The organism is Pseudarthrobacter sulfonivorans (assembly GCF_031454915.1).
GTDB lineage: Bacteria > Actinomycetota > Actinomycetes > Actinomycetales > Micrococcaceae > Arthrobacter > Arthrobacter sulfonivorans_C.
Window position 1 is genome coordinate 14,887 of record NZ_JAVDRS010000002.1, and the last position, 23,848, is coordinate 38,734.

The following is a 23,848-nucleotide window of genomic DNA, read 5'->3' on the forward strand; positions in this document are numbered from 1 at the left end:
TGGTGTGGCGTGAGGGGTCTCGACAGGCTCGAACGCCGGCTGGCGTGGGGCTTCGGCGGCACAGGCAGTGTCCGGAAGCGTGCAGCAGAGCGACGGAGGAGCAGCACGCGGAGGAGCAGCACGCGGAGGACAGCGGCTGTGCCGCCGCCTCGCAGCGCGTTACTTGGCGGCGCGCTGCCTGGAGATTTCGTACAGCGAGATGCCGACGGCCATGGAGGCGTTGAGTGATTCCATGGCGGAGTCGATGGGGATGGAGACAATCTGGTCGCAGTTTTCGCGGACCAGGCGGCTCAGGCCCTTGCCTTCGGAGCCAACCACGATGCACACGGGTTCCGTGGCGAGGGTGAGGTCCGGAAGAGAGACGTCGCCGTCGCCGTCGAGCCCCAGGACGAAGATGCCCATGCTCTTGAACTGCTTCAGCGCGCTGTTAAGGTTGCCCGCGCGGGCAACCGGAACGCGCACTGCTGCGCCGGCGCTGGTCTTCCAGGCCGAGGCCGTGACGCCCACGGAACGGCGTTCCGGGACAATGACGCCGTGGCCGCTGAAGGCGGAGACGGAGCGGATGATCGCGCCCAGGTTGCGGGGGTCCGTGATGCCGTCCAGCGCGACGAACAGCGGCGCGTTGGAAACGTGGCCCTTCTTCCAGCGGTCCACGGTTTGCTCGGCGAGGTCGTAGGCGTCCTGGTACTCGTAGGGCGGGATCTGGAGGACGAGGCCCTGGTGGACGGCGTCTTCGGTCATGCGGTCCAGTTCGGGCTTGCCCGTCTCGAGCAGCGGGATGCCGCGCTCGGCAGCGATCTTCAGGGATTCCTTAACACGGTCATCCATTTCGATCCGGATGGCGATGTGCAGGGCCTTGGCGGGGATACCGGCACGGAGTGCTTCGACCACCGAGTTACGGCCGGTGACGACTTCCTCGGTGGCGCGTCCCTTGGGACCGGAGCGGGCTGCGCCGGCGCTGCGGGCCCCGGTGCCGCGTTTGGCAGCAGAGCGTTCCGCGAGCTGCTTGCTCTTGTGTGCTTTGTGGTACGGGCGGTCCTCCGCCTTGGGCGTGGGGCCCTTGCCTTCCAGGGCCTTGCGGCCGTGTCCACCGGTTCCGATGGTAGGCCCCTTCTTTGCTTTGACCGACCGGCGACCGTTGTTGGCCATGAGAGTTCCACCCTTGATTGTTTGACTGAGTCTGCTTAACAGTCTACTGAATCAAGTAAAATCGCCGGTTCAGTCCCGCTGGAGGCTCCAGGTGGCGCCATCAGCGCCGTCCTCGACGGCGATTCCCGCCGCTTTGAGCGTGTCCCGGATGGCGTCCGAGGCGGCCCAGTCCTTGGTTGCCCGGGCCTGGGCTCGGGCTGCGAGCTGGGCTTCCACCAGCACCTCGAGGGCCGCCGATTCGCGGGCGTCCCCCGCCGCACCGGTTGCCACCGCGTTCAGGCCCAGGACGCGCAGCATGTCATGCACATCATGCAGCGCCTGGCGCGCGTCCTCCAGCCGGCCCTCCGTCAGGGCGGTGTTGCCCGCTCGGACGGTTTCGTGGACCACCGCGAGGGCCTGCGGAACGTTAAGGTCGTCATCCATCGCACGCTCGAACGGCTCCGGCACTTTGCCGTAAGTGGCGAATGAGTAGTTGCCACCCGCGGGCGGTGCGCCCAGAGACAGGGCCCGGACGGTGCGGCTGATGAACCCATCAATACGTTCGACGGCGGCGGCGGCCTCCTCCAGCGACGTGGGACGGTAGTCCAGCACTGACCGGTAGTGGGCCTGGCCGAGGTAGTACCGGACGACGCGCGGAGGGGCGAGTTCCAGCATCTCAGCGGGGCTGATGGTGTTGCCGATGGACTTGGACATTTTTTCACCCTGGTAGGTGACCATGCCGTTGTGCATCCAGAAGTTGGCGAAGCCGTGCCCCGCCGCCTGGGACTGGGCCATCTCGTTTTCGTGGTGCGGGAAGCGCAGGTCCAGTCCGCCGCCATGGATATCAAACTCAGTGCCGAGGTACTTGGTGACCATGGCGGAGCATTCAAGGTGCCAGCCCGGACGTCCGGCACCCCACGGCGAAGCCCAGCTCGCCGTCGTCGGTTCTCCCTCTTTGGAACCCTTCCACAGGGCGAAGTCGCGGGGGTCTTTTTTGCCGCGCGGATCCGCGTCCTGGGCGCCCTGCATGTCATCGATGTTCTGGCGCGTGAGTGACCCGTACTTGTCCCAGGACCGCACGTCGAAGTAGACATCGCCGGAGTCGTCCAGCGCCGGGTAGGCGTGGCCGCGGTCGATCAGCTGCTGGACCAGGGCATGCATCTCCGGGATGTGGCCGGTGGCGCGGGGTTCATAGGTGGGACGGGAAACGCCCAGCGTGTCGTAGGCCTTGAGGAATTCCTGTTCATAGCGGTAGGCCAACGCCCACCATTCCTCCTCGCGGACCGTTTCCGGGCCCGACTCGAAGTCCGGTTCGAAGGACTCGGCGGACTTGGTGAGGATCTTGTCGTCGATATCCGTGACGTTCCGGACGGCTGTGACGCGCAGGCCCCGGTACTCAAGCCAGCGGGTGAGCTGGTCAAAAGCGATGGCCGAGCGGATGTGGCCCACATGCGGCATGCCCTGCACCGTGGCTCCGCAGTAGTACAGGCTCACTTTTCCCGGGACGAGGGGAACGAAGTCGCGGACTTCGGCGGATGCGGTGTCGTAAAAACGGAGGGTCACCGCTCCAGATTAGCCGATGCGGCCCGGTTACTTGGGATACACCAGGGCGGTGGCAACGGCGGAAATGCCTTCACCGCGGCCGGTGAAACCCAACCCGTCGCTGGTGGTGGCCGTGACGCTGACCGGAGCCCCGGCCGCCGCGCTCAGCACGTCCTGGGACTCCTGCCGACGGGGACCGAACTTGGGCCGGTTAGCCACGAACTGCACCGCCACATTGCCGATCTCAAACCCTGCCGCACGGACGATCCTGGCCGCCTCCGCCAGGAGCGTGACCCCGGACGCCCCGGCAAACTCGGGGCGGTCCGTGCCGAAATGCGTACCCAGGTCCCCGATGCCGGCGGCCGAGAACAGGGCATCCGCAGCCGCATGGGCCACCGGATCCCCGTCCGAGTGCCCCGCGAGACCCCGCTCACCGTCCCAGAACAGGCCGCCCAGCCACAGCGGACGGGGAAGGTCTTCGGAGGCGTACGCGTGGACGTCCAGCCCAATGCCCGTGCGCGGCAGGATCATTTTGGCATCGCTCATTTCTAGCCCTCCACCCAGCGGATGCCCAGCGGGCCTTCCAACAGTCCCTCGGCAATGATCAGATCCAGGGGCGTGGTGATTTTCAGCGACTGCGTGGCACCATGCACGGCGTGCACGGGAACACCCAGCAGTTCCACGAGCATGGCATCGTCCGTGACAGCGGCCGCCTGCTTGTCGTCGAAGCCCAACGCCGCCTGGTGGGCCTGAAGCAGCGTGGAAAGCCGGAACCCCTGGGGGGTCTGGACCGAACGCAGTTCCTCCCGGGGAGCCGTCCCGGTAACGAGTTCAGGGGCGATCGTGGTGTCATCACCGCTCGTCGGCGACACTGTTTTGACGGTGTCCACCACCGGTATCGTCGGGATCACCGCAACGGCGCCGGCGGCCAGCGAATCCACCACCCGGTGGAAAACGGATTCAGGCGCCAGCGCCCTGGCGGCGTCGTGGACCAGCACAACTTCGGTGCCATCAAGCAGGGCGGCCAGCGCCGACCGGACGGACGCAGCCCGCGTGGCGCCGCCGTCGACCGTTGTCATCAGGGGAATCTGCGCCTCAGGGTTCCCATCGTGCCCGGCCCGCAGTTCCTCGGCGAACGTCTCGCACAATTCCTGGAGGACAGTATCGCCCGGCGGGAGGGCCACACAGATCTGGCGCGCAACGCCGGCAGCAGCCACACCGCGGAGGGCGTGCGTCAGGACAGTGTCGCTTCCCAGGGGGACCCGCGCCTTGGGCATGCCATAGCCCAGCCGTTCGCCGGAACCGGCAGCGACAATAATGACGGCGGTGACAGGGCGGGGCAGTCCGTTGCTCATGCCGTCTAGCCTACGTCCCGGCTCACCTACCCGGCGGAACGCGACGGAACCGAAAGTGAGGGCCGCAGGCCACAGGTCCGGCCGTAAATGGGCAAAAAGAAACCCCGAAGGTACTTTACGTACCCCCGGGGTTCAATTCTTAGGAAGCCAGGACCTCGTCGAGAACGCTTGCTGCCTTCTCTTCGTCGGTCTTTTCAGCCAGGGCAAGCTCTGAAATCAGAATCTGCCGGGCCTTGGCCAGCATGCGCTTCTCGCCTGCGGAAAGGCCCCGATCGTGATCGCGGCGCCACAGGTCGCGGACGACCTCTGCTACCTTGATGACGTCACCGGATGCAAGCTTCTCCAGATTTGCCTTGTACCTGCGTGACCAGTTGGTGGGCTCTTCTGTGAACTCGGCCCGCAATACGTCAAATACGTGCTCCAAACCTTCCTTGCCCACAACGTCACGGACCCCAACAAGGTCAACGTTCTCTGCTGGAACTTCAATGGTCAGATCACCCTGGGCCACCTTGAGCTTGAGATACATCTTCTCTTCGCCCTTGACAGTGCGCATCTTGATTTCTTCAATTTTTGCTGCACCGTGGTGAGGGTAAACTACTGTCTCGCCGACCTCAAATACCATGTAAACATTCCCCTTTCCCGCAGACCAGTTTATCACGATTCAGGCATATGACCGGCCCGGAACCGGGCCCGGAACCCAGTAAATACGCGGAAAATGGGCGAAATCGGACCCCTCCGACCCCTTGACGGATGCAGATAATAGTGCATGCGGGACCCCCTGCCAAGGCCCGTATGACCGTCCGGAATCCTCGTTTGGGCCGGTTTGCCGCTAGGCTATGGCTGAATAATGTTTCCACACTCTCGAGGAGTACGTGACGTGCGTTTCACTGCGATGAACCGGGCCCAGAGCGGCAAACTGGCGCTGGCGGCAGGAGCCCTGGCCCTGGGCCTGGCAACGATGACCGGCTGCGGCTACATCAACCCCCAGCAGACCACTCACCAGTATGCTTCCTCCGATGGCATCCGTGCGGACCTGGGCCCGCTGCAGCTGCGAAACATGATGATCGTTTCCGCGGGCGAGGACAAGCCCGGCCGCCTGATCGGCGCCGTCTACAACTCCTCTTCGCAGGACGTCAACCTCACGGTCAACGGCGCCGCGGGCTCACAGACGCAGGTACCGGTGAAGGCCAACTCCTACACCCTCCTCAACGACTCCACCGATGAAGCAATCCTGTCCACCAGCGGCGCCATTCCCGGCTCCCTGGTGGACATCAAGGTCACCGAAGACGGCACCAACGTCACCAAGACTGTCCGGATGCCTGTCCTGGATGCCACCCTGGCCGAATACAAGGCGTACCTGCCGGCCGGCAGTGAACCGACCGAATCTGCCTCGCCCACGCCGTCGCCGTCGGAAAGCGCAGCAGGCGCAGCCCACTAGCCAGACACAGCAAAGCAAAAAGGAGGGGCTCCCCGCTGGGGCCCCTCCTTTTGCGCGTGTTGGCTGTTGGCCGCCGGCGGCCGCTCCGGCCTACGGCTCGAACTTGTAGCCGAGGCCGCGGACGGTCACCAGGAAACGGGGCACCGAAGGGTCCGGCTCGATCTTGCCGCGGAGCCGCTTGACGTGGACATCCAGGGTCTTGGTATCGCCCACGTAGTCTGAACCCCAAACGCGGTCGATCAGCTGGCCGCGGGTCAGCACCCGGCCGGAGTTCCGCAGCAGCATCTCCAGCAGCTCGAACTCCTTCAGCGGCAGGAGAACCTGCTCGCCGTCCACGCTGACCACGTGCCGTTCGATGTCCATCCGGACAGGGCCGGCCTGGACTGTGGCAGAGATCAGTTCCTCAGGCTCACCCTGCCGGCGGAGCACCGCGCGTACGCGGGCCACGAGCTCGCGGGAGGAGTAAGGCTTGGTCACATAGTCGTCGGCCCCCAGTTCCAGGCCAACCACTTTGTCAATCTCGGAGTCCTTGGCCGTGAGCATGATGACCGGAACGCTGGAACGCTGGCGCAGCTGGCGGCACACCTCCGTGCCGGACAGTCCGGGCAGCTGGAGGTCCAGCAGGACCAGGTCCGCCCCGTTCCGGTCGAACTCCGTGATGGCATCGAGGCCGTTATCAACCACCTCAACCTCGAACCCTTCCTTGCCCAGCAAATAGGACAACGGGTCGCTGAACGATTCCTCGTCCTCGACAATCAAAATCCTGCTCAAGCGCTGGCTCCTTGCTCATGTACGCCGGGCTCTTTGACACGCTCGGGTACGGCTCGATCTCTAACAACTGAAGTTTCAGGTTCGTCCTGGCTTTCCATCTCGGGAAGCCTCAGGGTAAAGGTGGATCCTTGGCCGGGGCGGGACCACAACGTCACTTCGCCGCCATGGTTCGATGCCACGTGCTTGACGATGCTCAGGCCCAGGCCGGTGCCGCCGGTGTGGCGGGACCGGGCGGCGTCCACCCGGTAGAAGCGCTCAAACACCCGTTCCTGGTCCTCCGGGGCCAGCCCCTCGCCCTGGTCCGTGACTGACACAGCAATGAGTCCGTCCTTCGACCGGACGCCCACTCCCACCCTCGTGTTTTCCGGCGAGTAGCGAATGGCGTTATCGATCAGGTTCCGCAGCGCAGTCACCAGCAGGTCCCGGTCACCATAGACCGTGGCGTCCACGCGCTCACCGACGACGATCTGGATCTTCTTGCTTTCGGCGGGGAGCTGGGAACGGTCCACGGCTTCGGCGATCACAGCGTTGATGTCCACCGCCGTTCCCTCCTGGGTCACGCTGGCGCCCTGCAGCCGGGACAGCTCGATGATGTCCTGGACGAGGGCGGCAAGCCGTCCCGACTCCTTATGCATCCGCTTGGCGAACCGGCGGACGGCCTCTTCGTCATCTGCGGAGGATTCGAGTGCCTCCGCAAGCAGGGAAATCGCCCCGACCGGGGTTTTCAGCTCGTGGGATACGTTGGCCACAAAGTCGTTGCGGATCTCCTCGGTGCGCGTGATCTCAGTGCGGTCATCGGCCAGCAGCAGGATGTATTCCTCACCGAGCATGGCAGCACGGACCTGCACGATGATGGTGCCCTGGCCCAGCGGGCCGCGCGGGAGTTCGAGCTTCTTCTCCAGGATCACGCCGTCGCGGCGCACCCCGGCGGTCATGTCCAGCAGCTCCTTGTGCACCACGGTGTGCCCGCGCACCAGGCCGTAGGCATATGCAGCCGGGCTGGCCCTGACCACGCCATCCACTGCGTCCACCACCACAAAAGCCCGCCCGACGACGGCAAGCACCTCCGCGGCGCCTTTCGGCAGGGAGAGCTCGTCGATATAGACGTCCACCAGTTGGCGCTGCTTTTCGCTGACCCTGAAAGCGAGCACGCCAAAGGTGCCGAGCGACAGGCCGACAAGCCCTGCAATGACACCGATGAGCATAGGATCCACAGCTCCAGCTTATGCTCTGCCTCATGGCCTTCCGGTGCGTCCGGGGGCTTTGCGCAGACGGTTCAGCTAACGTTCATCTACAAGAGACTAACCGTTCACCACACGCTGGCAGAGTTACGGGTTGGAGTGCCGAACGGCGACATGAATTCCGTCTGCCACATGGGGGCGGGATTCCAGAGAAAGGACGCCCCCGTGCGTAAGGTTTTTCAGGAAGAGCTGACCCACGTCGGCGAGCAGCTGATCGAGATTTCCAAGTTGGTCAGCGAAGCCATGGAGAAGGCCACAATCTCCTTCCAGGTTGCAGACGTTGATCTGGCCGAAGACGTCATTGCCGCGGACGCCCGGATCGATTTCCTGCAGAACAGCCTGGATGAGCGCGCCATTGACATCCTCGCCCTGCAGGGTCCGGTAGCCAGCGATCTCCGGATGATCGTCGGATCCCTCCGGATGAGCGCCTCCCTGGAGCGGATGGGGGACCTCGCCCGCCACGTGGCCCAGCTGGCCCGGCTGCGCTTCCCGTCCACCGTCATCCCCGCCTCCATGGCGGAGACGTTCAAGAAGATGGCCGAACAGGACCAGCTGATTGCGGACAAGCTCACCGTGCTCCTTGAAACCCGGGACCTCGAAGTGGCCCGCGACATCCTCAAGGCCAACAACACCATCGATGACCTGCACCTGAGCGTCTTCAAGGCGATCGCCTCCCCCGACTGGGCCGAGTCTCCCGCCACCACCGTGGACGTTGCCCTCGCGAGCCGCTACTTTGAACGCTTCGCTGACCACGGCGTCTCCGTAGCCCGCAAGGTCACGTACCTGGTGACCGGCGAATGGCAGCCGCAGGCCCTCTAGCCGGAAAACTTCACCGCTTACGACGGCGGGCCGGTCACCTCAAGGTGACCGGCCCGCCGTCGTTATGGCTGCTTTTGCTTATTTCTTGCCCTGGTTGGCCACGGCAAGGATGGCCTCCGCGGCGGCGGCCGGGTCGAGGTACGTGCCGCCCGGCTTGACCGGCTGGAACTCCTCGTCGAGGTCGTAGACCAGCGGGATGCCCGTGGGGATGTTCAGGCCGGAGATGGCCTCGTCGCTGATGCCGTCCAGGTGCTTGACCAGGGCGCGCAGGGAGTTGCCGTGGGCGGTGACCAGGACGGTCTTGCCTGCCTTCAGGTCTGCCTTGATGTCCGACTCCCAGTAGGGCAGCAGGCGGACCAGAACGTCCTTGAGGCACTCGGTGCGCGGCAGGGCGTCGCCGAGGTCCGCGTAGCGGGGATCGTGGGCCTGGGAGAACTCGCTGTCATCCGACAGTGCCGGCGGCGGGGTGTCGTAGCTGCGGCGCCACTCCATGAACTGCTCTTCGCCGAACTCGGCCAGGGTCTGTGCCTTGTCCTTGCCCTGCAGGGCACCGTAGTGGCGTTCGTTCAGGCGCCAGTCGCGCTTGACGGGGATCCAGCCGCGGTCTGCCTTGTCCAAGGTGATGTTCGCCGTGTTGATGGCGCGCTTGAGCAGTGACGTGTACAGGACGTCGGGGAGGATGTTGTTCTCCACCAGGAGCTCACCGCCGCGGGCCGCTTCCTCGCGGCCTTGGTCGTTCAGGTCAACGTCCACCCAACCGGTGAACAAGTTCTTGGCGTTCCATTCGCTGTGGCCGTGGCGCAGCAGAATCAGCTTGTAGGTCATGATTTTCATCCTAGCCGAGCCGCGCTGCAGCCCGTTTTCCGTTACGAAGATAGGGTTGGGCCGTGGTGCAAAAAGCTGAACGCGTGAACGCTCCCCATAGTCGGAGCGGCAAGCCTGTGGGCAACGTCACCCGCGGCACCACCAACCCCAACCGGATGCGCCGTGTGGACCGCTGGCTCACCGGTCCCCAGGCCTGGCGCCTGCGCGCCGCCGAAGACCCGTTGGTGGTTGATCTGGGCTACGGCGCCACGCCCGCCACCGCCGTCGAACTCTTTGACCGCCTCCGCACCACCAGGCCGGATGTGCGTGTGTGCGGAGTCGAGATCGAACCGGAACGCGTCCGGGCGGCCAAACCGCTGGAACGGCCGGGACTGAGCTTCCAGGTGGGCGGCTTTGAGCTGGCCCTGCCAGGGCGCCCGGTGCTGGTGCGCGCCTTCAACGTCCTGCGGCAGTACGAAGAAGCAGACGTGGCGGGGATCTGGCGGCTGGTCCAGGACCGGCTCTCCCCTGGCGGACTGTTTATTGACGGAACGTGCGACGAGATCGGGCGGCGGGTGACCTGGATTGCCCTCGATGCGGAACGGCCGCTATCACTGAGCATGTCCATGCGGTTTGGCAGCTTTGACCTGCCGTCGGATATTGCCGAGCGGCTGCCGAAGGCGCTCATTCACCGCAACGTCCCCGGCGACCCGGTACACAAACTCATGCAGGCCATGGACCGGGCCTGGCTGGCGTCAGCGCCGCTGGCCTCGTTCGGCAACAGGCAGCGCTGGCAGGGCATGTGCACGGCACTGCGCGACGGCGGCTGGCCCGTTCAGGACGGGCCGGCGCGGTGGCGTCTGGGTGAGTTGACGGTGGGCTGGGAAGCCGTGGCGCCTGGCTGTCACCAGCCGTAGGGTCCGGTGCTGCGGCTGCCGCCGCGTCCGGCGTCCTTGACGGCCGGGCGGACGTCGGCGAGGTAGATGGACGCTGCCACGACGGCGGCCAGGCCGAACAGTCCGAGCGTGCCGAAAATGCCGCCGCTGCTGAAGAGTGAGATGACGCCGATCAGGGTGGCGCCGCCGGTCAGCGCCAGCCAGAACGTCTTGGTCCGTTTACCGGTGGCTTCAAAGGCTGCCGACTTGTGCCGGACGCAGTCCAGCAGCGCCCACACCTCAAGTCCCAGTGCCACCAGGGCAAGGATAAAAAACACTGCCTGCTCAACAGGCCGAATAATCAGTTCACCGTCCACCGTCCAAGCCTAGCCGCCCAGCGAGTCGAGCGCCTGCTTCAAATCGGCCCAGAGGTCCTCAACATTCTCGATGCCCACGCTGAGACGCACCAGGTTGTCCGGCACGCTTAGCGGTTCGGCAGCGTGCCGGCGGCGCCGTTCGATCAGTGACTCCACGCCGCCCAAGGAAGTGGCCGGCAGCCAAAGCCGCAGTGCCCGCACCAGTTTGTCTGCCGCCTCCGCTCCGTCGAGGCCCGCAACCGGTGCGACCTGCACGCAGACGATCGACCCGAAACCCGTCATCTGCATCTTTGCCCGTTCGTGGCCGGGGTCAGCAGGAAGCCCCGGGAACCTGATGCTTTCGATCAGGGGATGCGTGCTCAGGCGTTCCGCCAGGACAGCCGCGGAAGCCTGCGACCGCTCCACGCGCAGTGCCAGGGTCCGGAGCCCGCGCAGCGCCAGCCAGGCTTCGAAGGGTCCGGCGATGCCCCCGTGAATGGTGCGGTTATGGAGGAGCGCTGCCCGGATGTCCGGGTTGGAGGTCACCAGGGCGCCGAGGACGACGTCGGAATGGCCGGCCAGGTACTTGGTCACCGAATGCAGCACCACGTCCGAACCCAAGGACAGCGGCTGCTGGACCAATGGGGTGGAGAAGGTGTTGTCCGTGACCACAATGGCGCCGACCTCATGGGCTGCCGCTGTCAGTTCGCGGATATCGGCGATGCCCAACATGGGGTTGGTGGGACTTTCCAGCCACAGCATCCTTGCCGCTTTGGCATCGGGTCCCTGCGGCGCGAGCTGTTCTTTGACAGCGGCCGTGTCCGCGATGTCCACAGTCCGGAGTTCCAGGAAGCCCTTCTGCGCCAACTCGCCGGCCATCACCAGCGAGCCCGCGTAGCTGTGCGAGGGCATCACCAGAACGCCGCCGGCGGGCAGCAGGGACAAGGCGGAACTGACCGCGGCGAGCCCCGACGCGTAGAGCAGGCCCGGCAGCGCGGACCCCTCGAGCTGGCCCAGGGCCTCTTCGAAGGGGTCCCACGTGGGGTTGGCGTAGCGGCCATAGCCTCTGTCCCCGTCGCCCAGCGCTCCCGTGCCGAAATACGTCGAGGACAGCACGAGGGGCGGGTTGACAGGCTCGTCGTGCTCCCGCGGGGGCCGGCCGGCGGCAACCACCACGGTTTCGGCGGACAGGGACGCTGCGTGCTGCTCCGTGAGACTCATGGTGAAAGCGTACTTCGACGCGTACAGCGCCCCGAAGTCGGTAGGCTGGAGCAGTGACCACCACCAACAGCCCTGGACTTTTCATCGCCTTTGAAGGCGGCGACGGCGCCGGCAAGTCCACGCAGGCTGCCCTGCTCGCCGAGGCCCTGGAATCACGCGGCCTGACGGTCCTGCGGACCCGCGAACCAGGCGGGACGCCCATCGGCGAAAAGCTGCGTTCCCTGGTCCTCGACCACGGCCATGGCCACATTGATGCCCACACTGAAGCCTTGATCTTTGCAGCCTCGCGCGCGGCCCACGCCAGCCAGGTAATCCGCCCGGCGCTGGAGCGGGGCGAGGTGGTCCTGACCGACCGCTACATCGACTCGTCCGTGGCGTATCAGGGTGCCGGCCGGGATCTTGGCCCCGACGCCGTCCGTTCGCTCAACGAATGGGCCACCTCGGGACTGCAGCCCGACCTCACCGTGCTGTTGGACGTGGACCCGGCCGTTGGCCGGCGCCGCCGCACCGCCGGTGACGCCACTGAAGACCGGCTGGAATCCGAAGCTGATGAGTTCCACACCACCATCCGTGATGCGTTCCTGGAACTGGCAGCCCGCCGCCCGGACACCTATCTTGTCCTGCCGGCACACCTGTCCGTGCACGACCTCGCCGCGCAGATCCTGTCCCGCATCGATTCCCTGCTGGCGACAGCGCGAGGTGCCGCATGACAGTGTGGGAGGACCTCCAGGGCCAGCCCGCCGTCGTCGAACAGCTCCGCCAGGCGACGCTGGGTGAGGGGCTTACCCATGCCTGGCTGTTTACCGGCCCGCCCGGTTCCGGGCGTTCAAACGCTGCGAAGGCGTTCGCGGCCGCACTCAACTGCAACCAGGAAGACGTGGCAAGGCGCGGCTGTGGCGAGTGCGCCGCCTGCCTGACGATCCTCGGCGAGACGCATTCCGATGTGACGTTCGTCCGGACCGAGAAGGTCACCATCACCATCGACGAGGCCCGCGACCTTGTGTCCGCGGCGGGTAACCGGCCATCGTCAGGGCGGTGGCGGATCATCGTGGTGGAAGACGCCGACCGTATGGCCGAGCGCACCACCAACGTGCTGCTAAAGGCGATCGAGGAACCTACTCCGCGGACCATCTGGATGCTGTGTGCGCCGTCGCCTGCTGATGTCCTGGTCACCATCCGTTCCCGCTGCCGCGCGGTGGCGCTGCGCCTGCCCCCGGCCGCCGACGTCGCGGCATTGCTCGTCAAGCGCGACGGCGTGGAGCCGGCCCTCGCCGAACGCGCGGCCCGCGCGGCGCAAAGCCATGTGGGGATTGCCCGCCGCCTGGCGCGGGATCCGGAGGCGCGGGAACGCCGGCTGGAAACGGTGCGGTTCCCGCTCGGACTGCGCGGCGTCACCGCGGCGGTGATGATGGCGGACAAGCTCGTGAAGATCGCCACCGCCGAAGCCAACAGTTCCAATGAAGAGCGCGACGCCGCCGAGAAGGCATCGCTGCTCGCTACTTTGGGTGCCCCCGAGTCGGGGACGCTACCGCCGGCCATGCGGAGCCAGATCAGGCAGCTGGAAGAAGACCAGAAGCGCCGGGCCAAGCGGTCCATCACCGATTCCCTGGACAGGACCCTCACGGACCTGCTTTCGTTCTACCGGGACGTGCTGATTATCCAGCTGGGGAACAGTGTGGAGCTGGTGAACGTTGAACTCAGGACTGAGTTGGAGGAATTTGCCGGCCGGTCCGCCCCCGAAACAACGCTTGCCCGCATGGACGCCATCAATAAAGCCCGCCAACGCATCACCACCACCAACGTTGCTCCGCTGTTGACCATTGAGTCCATGGCCGCCAGCCTCATATAGCCCTTCCAAGGAGACCTACCGATGACTGCTCGCCCCCTGCCCGCAAGCTCCCGATCCCTGGTGATTGGGTTGCGGGCTGCCGGCGCCCTGGTCCTGGCCATAATGCTGGCATCGTGCAGCCTCATGGGCGGCGAAAAACCGGATGAGGGACCCACCACGGCCAAGGCGGATCCCTCCATCGTGGCGTCCGCCCCTGCCGGACTCGACTCGTTCTATTCGCAGGAAGTGGTGTGGGAGCCCTGCGAAAACGGCTTCCAGTGCGCCAAGGTGACAGTGCCGGTGGACTACGCGAACCCTGGCGGGGACACTATCCAGCTCGCCGCGCTGAAGGCTCCCAGCACAGGCAAAAAGGCCGGGAGCCTGCTCATCAATCCGGGCGGTCCCGGCGGCTCGGGCTACGACTTCGTCAAGGACGCCGCGGGGATTCACTTCTCCGAGTCAGTCCGCGCGAACTACGACCTGGTGGGCTTCGATCCGCGCGGAGTCAAACGCTCCGCCCCCGTGACCTGCATGACGGACGCGGAGCGGGACGCAGCGCGGGCAAAGATCTATAACTACGAAACCGACGCGGGCCTGGCCGCCGTGCTGGCCGACAACAAAGCCATCGCCGCCCAGTGCGCGGCCCAGACCGGACCGATACTCGGCCACATCGACACCGTCAGCTCAGCCAAGGACCTGGATATCCTGCGGGCCGTGGTGAACGACGCCAAGCTCAATTACCTGGGCTACTCCTACGGCACGTTCCTTGGTTCCACCTACGCCTCGCTGTTCCCGGACAACGTGGGGCGGATGGTTCTGGATGGCGCCCTTGACCCGTCCATCAGCAACGAAGAGCTGACCAGTGGCCAGGCCGTTGCCTTCGAAAAGGCCATCAGGGCTTACGTAGCCGATTGCCTCCAGCAGGACGGCTGCCCTCTCAGCGGCGATGTGGACAGTGGAGTCCAGCAGATCCGTGGCCTCATCAACTCCGTCCAGGACACACCCCGGAAGGCCAATGACGGCCGCATGGTGAACGGCACGATGTTCGTCAGCGGCCTCATCACGCCGCTCTACAATGACCAGAGCTGGCCCGCACTGACCCAGGCCCTCGAAGCCGCTGTGACAGGAGACGTGAGCCTCATGCTCCGCCTGGCGGACCTCGGCGCAGACCGCGGCTCGAACGGTAAGTACACGTCCAACTCCACCTTCGCCTTCAGCGCCATCAACTGCCTGGACTACCCCATGGTCTCCGACACCGCCGCCATGCGCGCCGAAGAGCAGCGGCTGCGGCAGGCCTCCCCCACCCTGGGCTACTACTTCGCCTACGGCGGCACCAACTGCGTGGACTGGCCGTATGACAGTGTGCGGACGCCGGCCCCGGTGGAATACAGCGGGGACTCCCCGGTGGTCGTGATCGGAACCACCGGAGACCCTGCCACGCCCGTTGAATGGGCCGCCTCCCTGCGCAAGCAGCTGGGGAACGCGTCCCTGATGACCTGGCAGGGTGAGGGCCACACGGCGTACGGCCGGGCGAACAGCTGCCTCGAAGACGCGGTGGACCGCTACCTCGTGGACGGCAAGGTTCCCGCCGACAACACGGTTTGCTGACGGGCGTTCCTGATCCCATTTTGACCCGGACGGCGGGACTCTATTACAGTTGACTCTTGCATGAACCGCCCGGTTACGCCGGGAGATTCCATGCGGTGCTTCCTTAGCTCAGTCGGTAGAGCGTTTCACTCGTAATGAAAAGGTCATCAGTTCGATTCTGATAGGAAGCTCGGGACAAACCCCCTAGAAACCACGGTTTTTAGGGGGTTTTTCGCTGGTTAAGCTACGCCCTGGTTCGAGAGACGGCATCCCCGGCCCAGAGCCGGTGAGTCATGATGACGGTCTCACACTCACAGCATGTTGAAGGCAGCGTTCCAGCAGCATGGCGGAGGATGAGGGTGTCCGTCGCGTGAACTCTCCGTAAAGCCTTGGCTCGGACCTTCCGTGCGGGGGCCCGGTGCCGGACACTGGGTCAACGGTGTTCTCCGTGCTCCAGGAAAGCAGGACCCTCATGAACGACCCGATCACCCTGGTGGCCCTGACTGGGCCCAAAGACGACCGGCCAGCACTCGTCCCCCTCCGGGCCCTTGAACCTGCTGACCTCCCCGAGCTCCGACGAGCGCAAAAGCACGCGTATGCCGATGCGCCTGAGCTGCCAGGCACTCCGTGGGGCCAAACTGCAGACCCAGAGGTCCACGGCGCCGTAATTCAAGAGGCATCACTGGTCGCTTCCGGCCCGGGCCGTCAGATTACTGCCGCCATCATCGTCACTGAACGCGGCGGTACAGCGGTCATCACGGAACTTTTCACCCACCCCGATCACCGCCGCCAGGGACTGGCTGAAGAACTCCTCCGCGAGGCACTGCATGTCCTCCACACATTGGAGCACGGCACTGTGACCGTCAGTGTGGACGACACCAACTCGGCGGCATTGGCCCTGTACCTCTCCCGGGACTTCCGCCGGCTCGTAGGCGACGGCGAAGACGACGACGTGTATGCGTAAGCGGACCCGGGGTTGGCTGGCTGAACGAGTCCGGAGCCTGCTTCATTTTGACCGGATCCGGGACCTGGCCAGCCGCCAGTAAATCCTGGCTAGGCTCCTGAACTCCGGGCCGTTGGTCGAGTGTCCGTCGAGTCAGGATCGAGTACTCCCTACTCGTGTGTTCCGCCTCTCCTCCGGCTAGCGTCAGTTGTAAGTCCTGGGGACGTGGAGTGGTGTGTCGACGGTCGGGGAGATCATGGACGACAAAAACCTGCCGCTACTGGATCGGGCAGCTTTGGAAAGGCTGCGCGACGAACTCGACGACGAAGACGTCTGCAAGATTTTTGTCAGGAACTTCATCGCACTTCTGCCGCAAAGAGCTGAGAATGTGCGGAGGACCCTGACCACCGGAGACGTGCCAGGCGCACTGGATGCGGTCCTCAGCCTCAAGACCTCCAGCCAGATGGTGGGCGCGGAACGCCTCGCGGATCTTGCCACCGATCTGGAGCGGTTCCTCCGTGGAGACGCCCATCACACGGGGCCCGCCAGCCTGTTGCCTCGGCTGGCAGCAGATAACCTCGCGCGGATCACCAGATGCGGTCGACAGACCACTGACTTACTGCTGAAGTACGTAGCCTAAACTGCAACGCCGCCCGGGTCACAAGGTTCGGGTCCCGATGGGCCTGAGCCTGCGCCCTCGGCAGGTTTTCCGTACAGGCACGCTACACGTCACACGTTTTGTCAACGAGTGAACTATCCCTGCAGGAGGCTAAAAAGCTTCGAGACTCGCTCCACGGCAAGAAAAGAAGGCATCACCTTGAGCCCTGCAATATAGTAAGTTGCCTTATGACTTGAAAGTTACCGTGCCGCAATGCACCGGAAGGAACGGGTATGGTGGCGGATTCGCCGAGCTCCATCAGCATTGACGTGGTCGGCGAACGCTACCGGCTGGGCGAGGTAATCGGCCGCGGTGGAATGTCGTCTGTGTACCGGGCAAAGGATGAGAATCTGGGCCGGGACGTGGCGTTGAAGCTCTTCGCACCGCGGGCCACCGACGCGGGCGAACTCAAACGCCAGGAAGCTGAGATCAGGCTGCTGGCGACCCTGAACCATCCCAGCCTCGTGACGCTGTTCGATGCCGGCGTCGACACGCGCATTCCCGATGAGCCCCGGCCGTTCCTGACGATGGAACTGGTCGAGGGACAGGATTTGCGCAGCCGGATCAGGCACAGTGCAGTCCCCCTGGACGAACTCGCCGTCATCGGAGCCGGGATCGCTGACGCACTGGCCTATGTCCACGGTTTGGGCATCATCCACCGCGATATCAAGCCCGGCAACATCCTCCTCGTGCAGACCCGGCCCGGGGAGCCTCTGCGGGCGAAGGTCACAGACTTCGGCATCGCACGAATCGCCGATTCAACACGCTTGACCGTTACGGGGGCAATGGTCGGCACTGCAGCGTACCTCAGCCCCGAACAAGCCACGGGCTCACCCCTCAGCCCTGCAACAGACGTCTATTCGCTCGGGCTGGTCCTGCTCGAATGCGTCAAGAAGGCAATGGAGTACCCCGGCAGCGCGGTCGAATCCGCCGTGGCCAGACTGCACCGCGCGCCGTCCATTCCCCAGGATCTCCCGGCCGGATGGGCCGACCTGATCCGCTCGATGACCTCCCTCGAACCGCGGGAACGTCCCACGGCCGCGGACATCGAGACGGCGCTGCGGCAGGCCCTGGTTTCGCCGACGTTCTCTCCCGGCAACCTGGCACCGGAAACCACACGCGTACTGCCCGCCAGGCCCTTCAGGGCGCCGTCCGTCACAGCAGACTCGCCCTCCCCCAATCTGCCGGCCAGGCCTACCACAGGACACCCCAACGGCAATGATTTTGCCCACGCCAACCAGTCGCTGCCGGGGCCTTATGCACCCCAACCAACCACCCCCCGGGGAACATACCCGCGGCGGCCGTCCCGTGCGGGCGAGAGGCTGCGGCTCCCGGTGGCTATCCTGACCCTTCTTGCGCTGGCAGGTGGGGCCGCCGCATTCACGGCGAGCCAGGCCCCACCGTCCACATCCGGCATCACGCCCTACCCCGCAGTTACCGGAGCGCTCGGCGATCACCTCCAGGAACTTCAGAACAGCGTGCAGCCATGACTTTCACTTACTCCCGAAGCCGGCGCTCAGGAGCACGCCGAGCCTGTCTTGCCGTTGCCCTTGTGCTAGTGGCTTCCCTCACCGCCTGCGGCCCTGCCGCTACCGGCCTGGAGCAGGACACTGCCCACCAGCTCCAGGAACAGGTCCTCGGCGTGACCAAGGCTGCGGCCAGCAATGATCATGCAGCCGCTCTCACGGTCCTGAACAAACTCGAAGCTGACGTGGCGGCTGCAGCCGGCAACGGCCAAATTTCCGAGGAACGGCGCCGTCGTATCATGACCAGCGTTGCTGCCGTCAGGGCCGATCTCACCGGCGCCATGGACGCGGCCGCTGAAGCAGCCAAAGCAGCTGAGGAGGCGGCCGCCGCAGCAGCGGAAACGGCCGCGGCAGAGAAAATCAAAGCTGACGCGGCAGCGGCGGCGAAGGCTGCACAGGAAAACACCACGCCCGTGATTGTTGCCCCCTTACCGGGGCCGGCACCGGAACAGGCAAACGGCAAGAAAGGCAAAGGCAAAGGCAAGAACGAATAACCGGGTTCCGGTGTAGCGCGTCCAACAGGGCCGCGAGTTCACCACCGGAAAGCGCGGGAATCGGCTGGACCGAGGACCTGGCCGCTAAACGGACTCCGCAGCTCTGCCCGGACAGATAACGAAACAAAAGCGGACGACGGCGGGAGGTCCTTGGGTTCCAGTGGTCGCCCGGGCTACCGCCGCGCTATTCAGGAGTTTCCCCTTGACAGTCCCACGATCAGGGGACTCTCATCGAGTACTACGTGAAGACGAGAGGGGGTGGCGGCTATGCCTGCCACTCAAACTGCCCCGGGGAACCAGTCCCGCCTCCGGCTAGGAGCCGCTCTCATGACGCTTGCCGGGCTGGCCTTTGTGGGGTACGCCGCAGTGTTCCTGGTCCTCAACTTCACGGGCGGCTTCCTCGAGCTGGGTATCGGCCCCGATCAAGTGGACAAGGGAAAGGCGGAGGTAGAGGCGTTCAGCCCGCAGCTGCACCACTACATCAGCCACCTGCACATCGCGCTCAGCGGCTTCATCGCTGCGACCGGGCTGGCCGTAGCCGGCCTGTCCTGGTTCGGGGTGCGCCGGGGAGAACGGTGGGCCTTCGCCACCGCCGTCATCGTCCCCACCGTCGGACTCGCAGTAGCCCTCCCCGCGCATTACCCGTGGGGTCTGGCCACGCTTGGGCACCTCGGCCCGGTCTACGTCGCTGTCCTCATTTTCCTGGCAGGGGTTGGGGTGGCGTGCAGCGGAATGCGGAGCCCTGCGATGAAACATCACTGAGACACTGAATCCCGCTTTTCCGGAGTCCTATTGGGGCACGATCGCGTAGAAGATCACCCAGTTCATGGCGAGGTTGAAGCCGGCATGTGCCGCCACAGCGCCAAGCAATGATCCAATGAGCTTCCGAAATCCGTAGAACACCAGGGACGCCACGAACATCGCGGCGACCCAGAACAGCGCCGGCAATGGCAGGAACGCCCAGACACCGGCAACATACACCACACCGAAGTGTGCAAGATGCGTCACTGCGAACGCTGCCGCGTCGATGAGGGCTGCCCGGCGGTCGCCGAGTTGCGCTGCGAAACTCTCGTGGGCCACACCGCGGTACAGCACCTCTTCCCCGATCGGGCTGAAGAGCATTCCGATGACAGCGAAGATGATGAAGTAGATGAGCCGATCGTCCTCGGAGGGTGACACCGGCACGCTCGAGTAGGAGAGCGCGATATAGGCAAACGGGTGGGACAGGCTGTGGCCCCACAGGGTGGTGGCAGCCGAGTGCACCCCGAGCGCCATCGCCACGCCGGCCAGCCCGGCTGGCAGTACCCAGCGGCGCCGCGTCGGCCGGACCATGCCAACGTGTTTGCGCCCTTCCCTGGTCAGAAGCACCCACGGCAAGGCGATCATCGCCACGAACACGACGCCGACAGCCTGATAGCTGCCGGTGACATTCGCCTGCAGGACGAGCGCCACTCGCACAAGCCCGAAAATGATGAGCAGCAGAATGCCGGTGCCCAGGTTCAGCGGGAGGAGCGAGCGGAACGGTGGACGGACAGTTGGGGTACTCACACCGTGAGTGTATTGCCAGCGGGCCGGACACGGCTTGAACCAGGTTTGGCACCCGTTCTTCGTGTCCCAGACAGTCGTGCCTCCCGTTGGAGGCACCCTTCGAGGGCGCAGTGCACGTTTCGCGCGTAGTGGTTGCAATCCACTGCCGCCAGGTAATACCGTCTCGACAAGCGGTTGCAGACCACAAGCGGAGGGCATTCCATGCTGAAGGAAGTCGCTGAGGGCGTTCTGGTTCGCGAGAGTGAGTTCATCCAAAGTAATTCGGTTGTCGTGCAGGGCCGGGACGGTGTGTTGCTCATCGACCCCGGCATAACGGCCGACGAAATGGCGGCCCTCGCGAACGACCTTCGCGAGTTAGGGCAGCCCGTCGTGGCAGGCTTCTCGACGCATCCCGACTGGGACCACGTGCTCTGGCACGCGGACTTCGGCGACGCGCCCCGTTACGGTACAGCCCGCTGTGCGGCCTCTATCCGGGACCTGCTGTCGAACGCGGATTGGAGGGCCCGCGTTGCCGAGGTGCTACCGCCGGAGTACGCCGAGGAATTACCGATGGATCTGCTCGGTCTCATTACCGGCCTGCCCGCCGATACTGCGCAGATTCCTTGGGATGGCCCCCAAGTCCGGATCATCGAGCATCAGGCCCACGCCATAGGGCATGCGGCGCTGTTGATCGAGGAGCGCGGCGTCCTCGTCGCCGGCGACATGCTTTCTGACATCCTGATGCCGTTCCTCGACCTGGAGGCCGCGAATCCCATCGAGGACTACCTCGCCGCGCTACGGCTGTTCGAGAGCGTGGCCGACGGCGTTGATACCGTCATCCCCGGTCACGGCTCAGTCTGCGGAGCTGGTCAGGTACGAGCACGAATCAAGCAGGATCGCGCGTACGTTCAGGCCCTGCGAGACGGCGGTGTTCCCGATGACGCACGCGTCGGTCCATCGGCCACGTTGGATTGGCTGCCCGATGTGCATGCATGGCAACTACAGCAGCTCGCTCAGAAGAAGCGCGACGGAACGCCGGAATAGCGGCCGCCTTACGGAGAATACGCGCCGCTGACCTGCAACGTGGCTGTCTCGCTCATAACTCCATCCGTAACTAGATATTGACGACCGGAATGTCGATGCTGGCCCCGTTGCTCTTGAGCCAGTATTTCTTCAACTCGGCCTCACGAGGCTGGATGACGTCCAGCTGGATCGCGATCCTGTCCCGGTAAGGCTCCAACCGGTACAGCTCCGCGTCGTCGTGGCCGGTTCTCAGATGGCGCCACCGCTTTGATGCTGCCTTCATGTTCGAATCGATGTCTGACCAGCCAAAGCGCTCAGCCTCGTCCAAAGCGGCAAGGATTTTGGGCCTGTTTCGCCGGGGTGTCCGTACTTTGACAACGTAATAGGAGCCGCCCCAGAGGAGCAGCATTATTCCGGCAAAAATGCCGATGGTGATCAGGGCTTCCATGAGACTGTGGCCTTTCGGGGGGAGGGATGGTTGCGATCCGAACGACGGGTGCTTCTCGACCGTACGTCGTTGTGTGGGCTGCACGGGCATCGCGTTAGCCGCCGGATGACGAACTCAGGCTTGCGCCTTTTTCCCGTTCTGGATCGCTTTTGCTTTGCGTTCCTTCAGCCATTCAGCCCGGCGCCTGGCCAGATGGAAACACCACCACGTCTTGTAGGAGCAAAGACCAACCATGACGAAGATGGCGGAAACGACGCCGCCCACGCGGACTCCGGTAGGACTCATGTTGGTCATGACGGTGAACGCCGGAGTGTAATCCGGCGGGGTCCCCCAGGGACCGTACTTCTCGTCCCAGTCTTTCGGCCGAGCCATCAGATTGCTGCCTGCTTACGGAGGATCCGGGATTCCGGGAAGTACTCGAGGGTCACGGGAATGTGCGGCGAAGGGTGCTTCAGGAACCATTCATAGGCGTGGTCGTCTGCCGCCTTCCACCAGGGCTTCGGGAGGCCCTTGAGTTTGCGCGCCTTCCTCCCCCGCCATTCTTCTTTGACATTGAAGCAGCACTGGAGGACACCGAAGCCGAAGAGGGCGCCGAAGAGCACCATAACGAGCGCCATGACTGGCATCTCGAACAGCGCAAGGACCCCGAACAGCAGACAGCCCAAAGCGACCGGCGTGAGCAGGACTGTCAATGCCAAGCTGAAGTAGAAGGACCGGATCAGGTTGTGGTCCCCGCCGCCGGAACTGGCGCCAATGCCCCACTCTTCCCTTGTGTACGAATAGACGGTTTTACCCCTCATCGGATACCCGTAGTAGAAGGGACGGTTGACCATCATTCGGTAGTGCTCTTCGCCTGTCGTCGCCACGGCTTCGATCCTATCCGCACTCATGCTTTGAGTTCCCCGTCAGCCACTCCAGTGCCAGCGCCGGTGAAAGACTGGACGCATGAATTCAGCGTCTGACGGGGAACGGCCCATTCTCGTATTCATCCACGGCGGCGGAATAGGACCGTGGATGTGGGCGGACCAGGCAGCTTCCTTCTCGCATGATTTCGCCGTCCTCACCCCAACCCTTCCTGGCCATCACCTGAATGGCCAAAGCTCCTTTTCCACGCATACCGGGGCAGCAGAGGCCGTTGCGGACGACGTAGGCCTCCTGGAACTTCCCCGTCCGGTGACGGTCATTGGATTTTCGCTCGGAGGGCAGACGGCGATCCAGTTGGCGGCGTCCTACCCGGACCACGTTGAACGCCTCGTGGTGGTCAGTTCGCTCACGAACCCGTGGCCTTGCGCAACCGCCCTCGGCTTCCTCGCCGCGGCTTCCGCTCCATTGTCCAAACCCCGTCGTTTTGCCCAAGCCCAGGCGGCTCAACTCTCCGTCCCGGAAGGGAGTTTCGAAGACTACTACGCCCTGTCCCGGTCCATGTCGGCCCCAACTCTGCGGCGTTTGATTCAGGCAAATTTCTCCTTTGCCGTGCCTGACAAGGTTCTGTCCTCCTCACGGCCGCTTCTCCTCATGGCCGGGAACAAAGAACCAGCCCGGCTTTTGCGCGGCATGGAGGACCTCCATTCAAAAGTCCGGAACAGCTCCCTCCAGGTTCACGAGGGCGTTGGGCACGGTATGCCTTTGGCCCAAGCCGGATTGTTCAACACGTCCCTCCGTCACTGGCTTGAGGCAACTGCCACAGCCTAACCCTGCGACCGGTGCTGGAAAGGAGCTTCCAGGCCGGCCTTAGCTGCCCGGCATTGTGAGTTCGATCGGCGGAGCCTCCGACGGTCCGCCGCATTGGGCCGAGCCGCCCACGCGCTTCCACTCGAGGTCGGTGTCCTTTTCGATGAGAACCTCGCCCGCGGACGTAAGCACCCTCGCCGTGACATGGTCCGGGGAGCTCATGTTGACGGCGAACCGCCAGGTGCCGGCGTCGATCCGCTCGGCGTAGAACGGCGCCATGGCCGGCGGGGCCTGCCGGGTGACCCGAGCGGTGGGATCCAGCGGCGTGGTGACAACAATCCGCGGTTCTGCTGTCCGGGGCTCCGGGCGAAGTTCCGAACACGCGCCATCAGCACACAGCTGCACCGTCGCTACCTGCGACACGTCGCCAGTCAATTCAACCGTGACGGAGTTGACCCAGCCGATCGCCGGACAGGCGGTTGAACAGCCTGCTACCGGAGCACAGACTGCCAACAGCAGCACCGCAGGCCGGACAATGAGCCCCCACCCTCTTCCCATGCGGCCAGTCTAGGCGCTCGACATATCCTGCGGCG

The 23,848-nt window shown here is 64.6% G+C and carries 28 protein-coding genes and 1 tRNA gene; 14 read left to right on the forward strand and 15 right to left on the reverse strand.

Annotation, left to right across the window (positions count from 1 at the left end; translation table 11 throughout):
- Positions 1–159 precede the first annotated feature (159 nt).
- The 5 genes from rlmB to J2808_RS03940 all read right to left on the reverse strand — a co-directional run bounded on the left by rlmB (position 160) and on the right by J2808_RS03940 (position 4,647).
- Entirely contained in the window at positions 160–1,149 is a 990-nt protein-coding gene (gene rlmB, locus J2808_RS03920) for a 23S rRNA (guanosine(2251)-2'-O)-methyltransferase RlmB (RefSeq protein WP_309811923.1), read from the reverse strand.
- 69 nt (positions 1,150–1,218) lie between these two features.
- A complete protein-coding gene (gene cysS / locus J2808_RS03925) occupies positions 1,219–2,691 on the reverse strand; it encodes a cysteine--tRNA ligase (protein ID WP_309811926.1) in 1,473 nt (490 codons plus the stop codon).
- A gap of 27 nt (positions 2,692–2,718) precedes the next feature.
- Positions 2,719–3,216, reverse strand: a complete 498-nt coding sequence (gene ispF, locus J2808_RS03930) for a 2-C-methyl-D-erythritol 2,4-cyclodiphosphate synthase (protein ID WP_309811928.1) — start codon at positions 3,214–3,216, stop codon at positions 2,719–2,721.
- A gap of 2 nt (positions 3,217–3,218) precedes the next feature.
- The gene (gene ispD, locus J2808_RS03935) at positions 3,219–4,025 is read right to left on the reverse strand and encodes a 2-C-methyl-D-erythritol 4-phosphate cytidylyltransferase (protein WP_309811931.1); all 807 of its coding nucleotides are present in this window, start codon (positions 4,023–4,025) and stop codon (positions 3,219–3,221) included.
- A gap of 139 nt (positions 4,026–4,164) precedes the next feature.
- Positions 4,165–4,647 (reverse strand): CarD family transcriptional regulator, encoded by a 483-nt coding sequence (locus J2808_RS03940; RefSeq protein WP_026266570.1) that lies wholly within the window; start codon positions 4,645–4,647, stop codon positions 4,165–4,167.
- A gap of 270 nt (positions 4,648–4,917) precedes the next feature.
- On the opposite strand from J2808_RS03940, the gene J2808_RS03945 reads away from it, so the two are divergent.
- Positions 4,918–5,463, forward strand: coding sequence for a hypothetical protein (locus J2808_RS03945; RefSeq protein WP_309814120.1), 546 nt, complete (start codon positions 4,918–4,920; stop codon positions 5,461–5,463).
- 90 nt (positions 5,464–5,553) lie between these two features.
- Here J2808_RS03945 and J2808_RS03950 read toward each other — a convergent pair whose 3' ends face one another.
- Positions 5,554–6,234 carry a response regulator transcription factor gene (locus tag J2808_RS03950; RefSeq protein ID WP_164202237.1) on the reverse strand — a complete coding sequence of 227 codons (681 nt, stop codon included), beginning with the start codon at positions 6,232–6,234 and terminating at the stop codon, positions 5,554–5,556.
- Positions 6,231–7,439, reverse strand: a complete 1,209-nt coding sequence (locus tag J2808_RS03955) for a sensor histidine kinase (RefSeq protein ID WP_309814123.1) — start codon at positions 7,437–7,439, stop codon at positions 6,231–6,233. Before J2808_RS03955 ends, J2808_RS03950 begins: the two co-directional genes overlap by 4 nt.
- 201 nt (positions 7,440–7,640) lie before the next feature.
- Between J2808_RS03955 and phoU the strand changes: the two genes are divergently transcribed.
- The gene (gene phoU, locus J2808_RS03960) at positions 7,641–8,294 is read left to right on the forward strand and encodes a phosphate signaling complex protein PhoU (RefSeq protein WP_309811987.1); all 654 of its coding nucleotides are present in this window, start codon (positions 7,641–7,643) and stop codon (positions 8,292–8,294) included.
- A gap of 78 nt (positions 8,295–8,372) precedes the next feature.
- On the opposite strand, the gene J2808_RS03965 is transcribed toward phoU, so the two are convergent.
- Entirely contained in the window at positions 8,373–9,119 is a 747-nt protein-coding gene (locus J2808_RS03965) for a phosphoglyceromutase (protein ID WP_309811989.1), read from the reverse strand.
- A gap of 62 nt (positions 9,120–9,181) precedes the next feature.
- Here J2808_RS03965 and J2808_RS03970 point away from each other — a divergent pair, with 62 nt between their 5' ends.
- On the forward strand, positions 9,182–10,015 hold the full coding sequence (locus tag J2808_RS03970; RefSeq protein WP_309811992.1) for a class I SAM-dependent methyltransferase: 834 nt from the start codon (positions 9,182–9,184) through the stop codon (positions 10,013–10,015).
- Here J2808_RS03970 and J2808_RS03975 read toward each other — a convergent pair.
- Positions 10,003–10,350 carry a DUF2516 family protein gene (locus tag J2808_RS03975; RefSeq protein WP_309811993.1) on the reverse strand — a complete coding sequence of 116 codons (348 nt, stop codon included), beginning with the start codon at positions 10,348–10,350 and terminating at the stop codon, positions 10,003–10,005. The two genes, J2808_RS03970 and J2808_RS03975, sit on opposite strands and share 13 nt — an antisense overlap.
- A 9-nt stretch (positions 10,351–10,359) precedes the next feature.
- A complete protein-coding gene (locus J2808_RS03980; RefSeq protein ID WP_309811996.1) occupies positions 10,360–11,550 on the reverse strand; it encodes a trans-sulfuration enzyme family protein in 1,191 nt (396 codons plus the stop codon).
- Positions 11,551–11,603: 53 nt separating this feature from the next.
- Between J2808_RS03980 and tmk the strand changes: the two genes are divergently transcribed.
- The 9 genes from tmk to J2808_RS04025 all read left to right on the forward strand — a co-directional run bounded on the left by tmk (position 11,604) and on the right by J2808_RS04025 (position 19,348).
- Positions 11,604–12,260, forward strand: a complete 657-nt coding sequence (tmk, locus tag J2808_RS03985; protein WP_309811998.1) for a dTMP kinase — start codon at positions 11,604–11,606, stop codon at positions 12,258–12,260.
- Entirely contained in the window at positions 12,257–13,399 is a 1,143-nt protein-coding gene (locus J2808_RS03990; RefSeq protein WP_309812000.1) for a DNA polymerase III subunit delta', read from the forward strand. Before tmk ends, J2808_RS03990 begins: the two co-directional genes overlap by 4 nt.
- A 21-nt stretch (positions 13,400–13,420) precedes the next feature.
- Positions 13,421–14,986, forward strand: coding sequence for an alpha/beta hydrolase (locus J2808_RS03995; protein WP_309812003.1), 1,566 nt, complete (start codon positions 13,421–13,423; stop codon positions 14,984–14,986).
- Between the two features lie 97 nt (positions 14,987–15,083).
- A tRNA-Thr gene (locus J2808_RS04000) sits at positions 15,084–15,156 on the forward strand.
- Positions 15,157–15,437: 281 nt separating this feature from the next.
- Entirely contained in the window at positions 15,438–15,929 is a 492-nt protein-coding gene (locus J2808_RS04005; RefSeq protein ID WP_309812006.1) for a GNAT family N-acetyltransferase, read from the forward strand.
- Positions 15,930–16,164: 235 nt separating this feature from the next.
- Complete coding sequence (locus J2808_RS04010) at positions 16,165–16,548, forward strand: Hpt domain-containing protein (RefSeq protein ID WP_309812008.1); 384 nt, start codon at positions 16,165–16,167, stop codon at positions 16,546–16,548.
- A gap of 251 nt (positions 16,549–16,799) precedes the next feature.
- The gene (locus J2808_RS04015) at positions 16,800–18,056 is read left to right on the forward strand and encodes a serine/threonine-protein kinase (RefSeq protein ID WP_309812012.1); all 1,257 of its coding nucleotides are present in this window, start codon (positions 16,800–16,802) and stop codon (positions 18,054–18,056) included.
- 68 nt (positions 18,057–18,124) lie between these two features.
- Positions 18,125–18,586, forward strand: coding sequence for a mucin-associated surface protein (locus tag J2808_RS04020; protein ID WP_309812015.1), 462 nt, complete (start codon positions 18,125–18,127; stop codon positions 18,584–18,586).
- Positions 18,587–18,913: 327 nt separating this feature from the next.
- Positions 18,914–19,348 (forward strand): hypothetical protein, encoded by a 435-nt coding sequence (locus J2808_RS04025; RefSeq protein ID WP_309812018.1) that lies wholly within the window; start codon positions 18,914–18,916, stop codon positions 19,346–19,348.
- A 27-nt stretch (positions 19,349–19,375) separates the two neighbouring features.
- Here J2808_RS04025 and J2808_RS04030 read toward each other — a convergent pair whose 3' ends face one another.
- Complete coding sequence (locus tag J2808_RS04030) at positions 19,376–20,134, reverse strand: CPBP family intramembrane glutamic endopeptidase (RefSeq protein WP_309812026.1); 759 nt, start codon at positions 20,132–20,134, stop codon at positions 19,376–19,378.
- 201 nt (positions 20,135–20,335) lie between these two features.
- Between J2808_RS04030 and J2808_RS04035 the strand changes: the two genes are divergently transcribed.
- Positions 20,336–21,157, forward strand: coding sequence for an MBL fold metallo-hydrolase (locus tag J2808_RS04035; protein ID WP_309812028.1), 822 nt, complete (start codon positions 20,336–20,338; stop codon positions 21,155–21,157).
- Between the two features lie 70 nt (positions 21,158–21,227).
- On the opposite strand, the gene J2808_RS04040 is transcribed toward J2808_RS04035, so the two are convergent.
- The 3 genes from J2808_RS04040 to J2808_RS04050 all read right to left on the reverse strand — a co-directional run bounded on the left by J2808_RS04040 (position 21,228) and on the right by J2808_RS04050 (position 22,474).
- Entirely contained in the window at positions 21,228–21,584 is a 357-nt protein-coding gene (locus tag J2808_RS04040; protein ID WP_309812031.1) for a hypothetical protein, read from the reverse strand.
- Positions 21,585–21,698: 114 nt separating this feature from the next.
- On the reverse strand, positions 21,699–21,956 hold the full coding sequence (locus tag J2808_RS04045) for a hypothetical protein (protein WP_309812034.1): 258 nt from the start codon (positions 21,954–21,956) through the stop codon (positions 21,699–21,701).
- Complete coding sequence (locus tag J2808_RS04050) at positions 21,956–22,474, reverse strand: hypothetical protein (RefSeq protein ID WP_309812037.1); 519 nt, start codon at positions 22,472–22,474, stop codon at positions 21,956–21,958. Before J2808_RS04050 ends, J2808_RS04045 begins: the two co-directional genes overlap by 1 nt.
- A 55-nt stretch (positions 22,475–22,529) precedes the next feature.
- Between J2808_RS04050 and J2808_RS04055 the strand changes: the two genes are divergently transcribed.
- On the forward strand, positions 22,530–23,276 hold the full coding sequence (locus tag J2808_RS04055) for an alpha/beta fold hydrolase (RefSeq protein ID WP_309812039.1): 747 nt from the start codon (positions 22,530–22,532) through the stop codon (positions 23,274–23,276).
- A gap of 39 nt (positions 23,277–23,315) precedes the next feature.
- Here the strand turns inward: J2808_RS04055 and J2808_RS04060 are convergent, their stop codons facing one another.
- A complete protein-coding gene (locus J2808_RS04060) occupies positions 23,316–23,813 on the reverse strand; it encodes a hypothetical protein (RefSeq protein ID WP_309812042.1) in 498 nt (165 codons plus the stop codon).
- Between the last annotated feature and the right edge of the window lie 35 nt (positions 23,814–23,848).

Excerpts from the sequence above, each read along its gene's own strand:
- J2808_RS03945 (WP_309814120.1), top strand. The coding sequence starts at position 4,918 with ATGAACCGGGCCCAGAGCGGCAAACTGGCGCTGGCGGCAGGAGCCCTG.
- J2808_RS03980 (WP_309811996.1), bottom strand. The coding sequence starts at position 11,550 with ATGAGTCTCACGGAGCAGCACGCAGCGTCCCTGTCCGCCGAAACCGTG.
- rlmB (WP_309811923.1), bottom strand. The coding sequence starts at position 1,149 with ATGGCCAACAACGGTCGCCGGTCGGTCAAAGCAAAGAAGGGGCCTACC.
- J2808_RS03990 (WP_309812000.1), top strand. The coding sequence starts at position 12,257 with ATGACAGTGTGGGAGGACCTCCAGGGCCAGCCCGCCGTCGTCGAACAG.
- J2808_RS04015 (WP_309812012.1), top strand. The coding sequence starts at position 16,800 with ATGGTGGCGGATTCGCCGAGCTCCATCAGCATTGACGTGGTCGGCGAA.
- ispD (WP_309811931.1), bottom strand. The coding sequence starts at position 4,025 with ATGAGCAACGGACTGCCCCGCCCTGTCACCGCCGTCATTATTGTCGCT.
- J2808_RS04005 (WP_309812006.1), top strand. The coding sequence starts at position 15,438 with ATGAACGACCCGATCACCCTGGTGGCCCTGACTGGGCCCAAAGACGAC.
- J2808_RS03965 (WP_309811989.1), bottom strand. The coding sequence starts at position 9,119 with ATGACCTACAAGCTGATTCTGCTGCGCCACGGCCACAGCGAATGGAAC.
- J2808_RS04040 (WP_309812031.1), bottom strand. The coding sequence starts at position 21,584 with ATGGAAGCCCTGATCACCATCGGCATTTTTGCCGGAATAATGCTGCTC.
- ispF (WP_309811928.1), bottom strand. The coding sequence starts at position 3,216 with ATGAGCGATGCCAAAATGATCCTGCCGCGCACGGGCATTGGGCTGGAC.
- J2808_RS03955 (WP_309814123.1), bottom strand. The coding sequence starts at position 7,439 with ATGCTCATCGGTGTCATTGCAGGGCTTGTCGGCCTGTCGCTCGGCACC.
- J2808_RS04060 (WP_309812042.1), bottom strand. The coding sequence starts at position 23,813 with ATGGGAAGAGGGTGGGGGCTCATTGTCCGGCCTGCGGTGCTGCTGTTG.
- J2808_RS04010 (WP_309812008.1), top strand. The coding sequence starts at position 16,165 with ATGGACGACAAAAACCTGCCGCTACTGGATCGGGCAGCTTTGGAAAGG.
- J2808_RS04035 (WP_309812028.1), top strand. The coding sequence starts at position 20,336 with ATGCTGAAGGAAGTCGCTGAGGGCGTTCTGGTTCGCGAGAGTGAGTTC.
- J2808_RS03940 (WP_026266570.1), bottom strand. The coding sequence starts at position 4,647 with ATGGTATTTGAGGTCGGCGAGACAGTAGTTTACCCTCACCACGGTGCA.
- J2808_RS04055 (WP_309812039.1), top strand. The coding sequence starts at position 22,530 with ATGAATTCAGCGTCTGACGGGGAACGGCCCATTCTCGTATTCATCCAC.
- J2808_RS04050 (WP_309812037.1), bottom strand. The coding sequence starts at position 22,474 with ATGAGTGCGGATAGGATCGAAGCCGTGGCGACGACAGGCGAAGAGCAC.
- J2808_RS04045 (WP_309812034.1), bottom strand. The coding sequence starts at position 21,956 with ATGGCTCGGCCGAAAGACTGGGACGAGAAGTACGGTCCCTGGGGGACC.
- J2808_RS04025 (WP_309812018.1), top strand. The coding sequence starts at position 18,914 with ATGACGCTTGCCGGGCTGGCCTTTGTGGGGTACGCCGCAGTGTTCCTG.
- J2808_RS03995 (WP_309812003.1), top strand. The coding sequence starts at position 13,421 with ATGACTGCTCGCCCCCTGCCCGCAAGCTCCCGATCCCTGGTGATTGGG.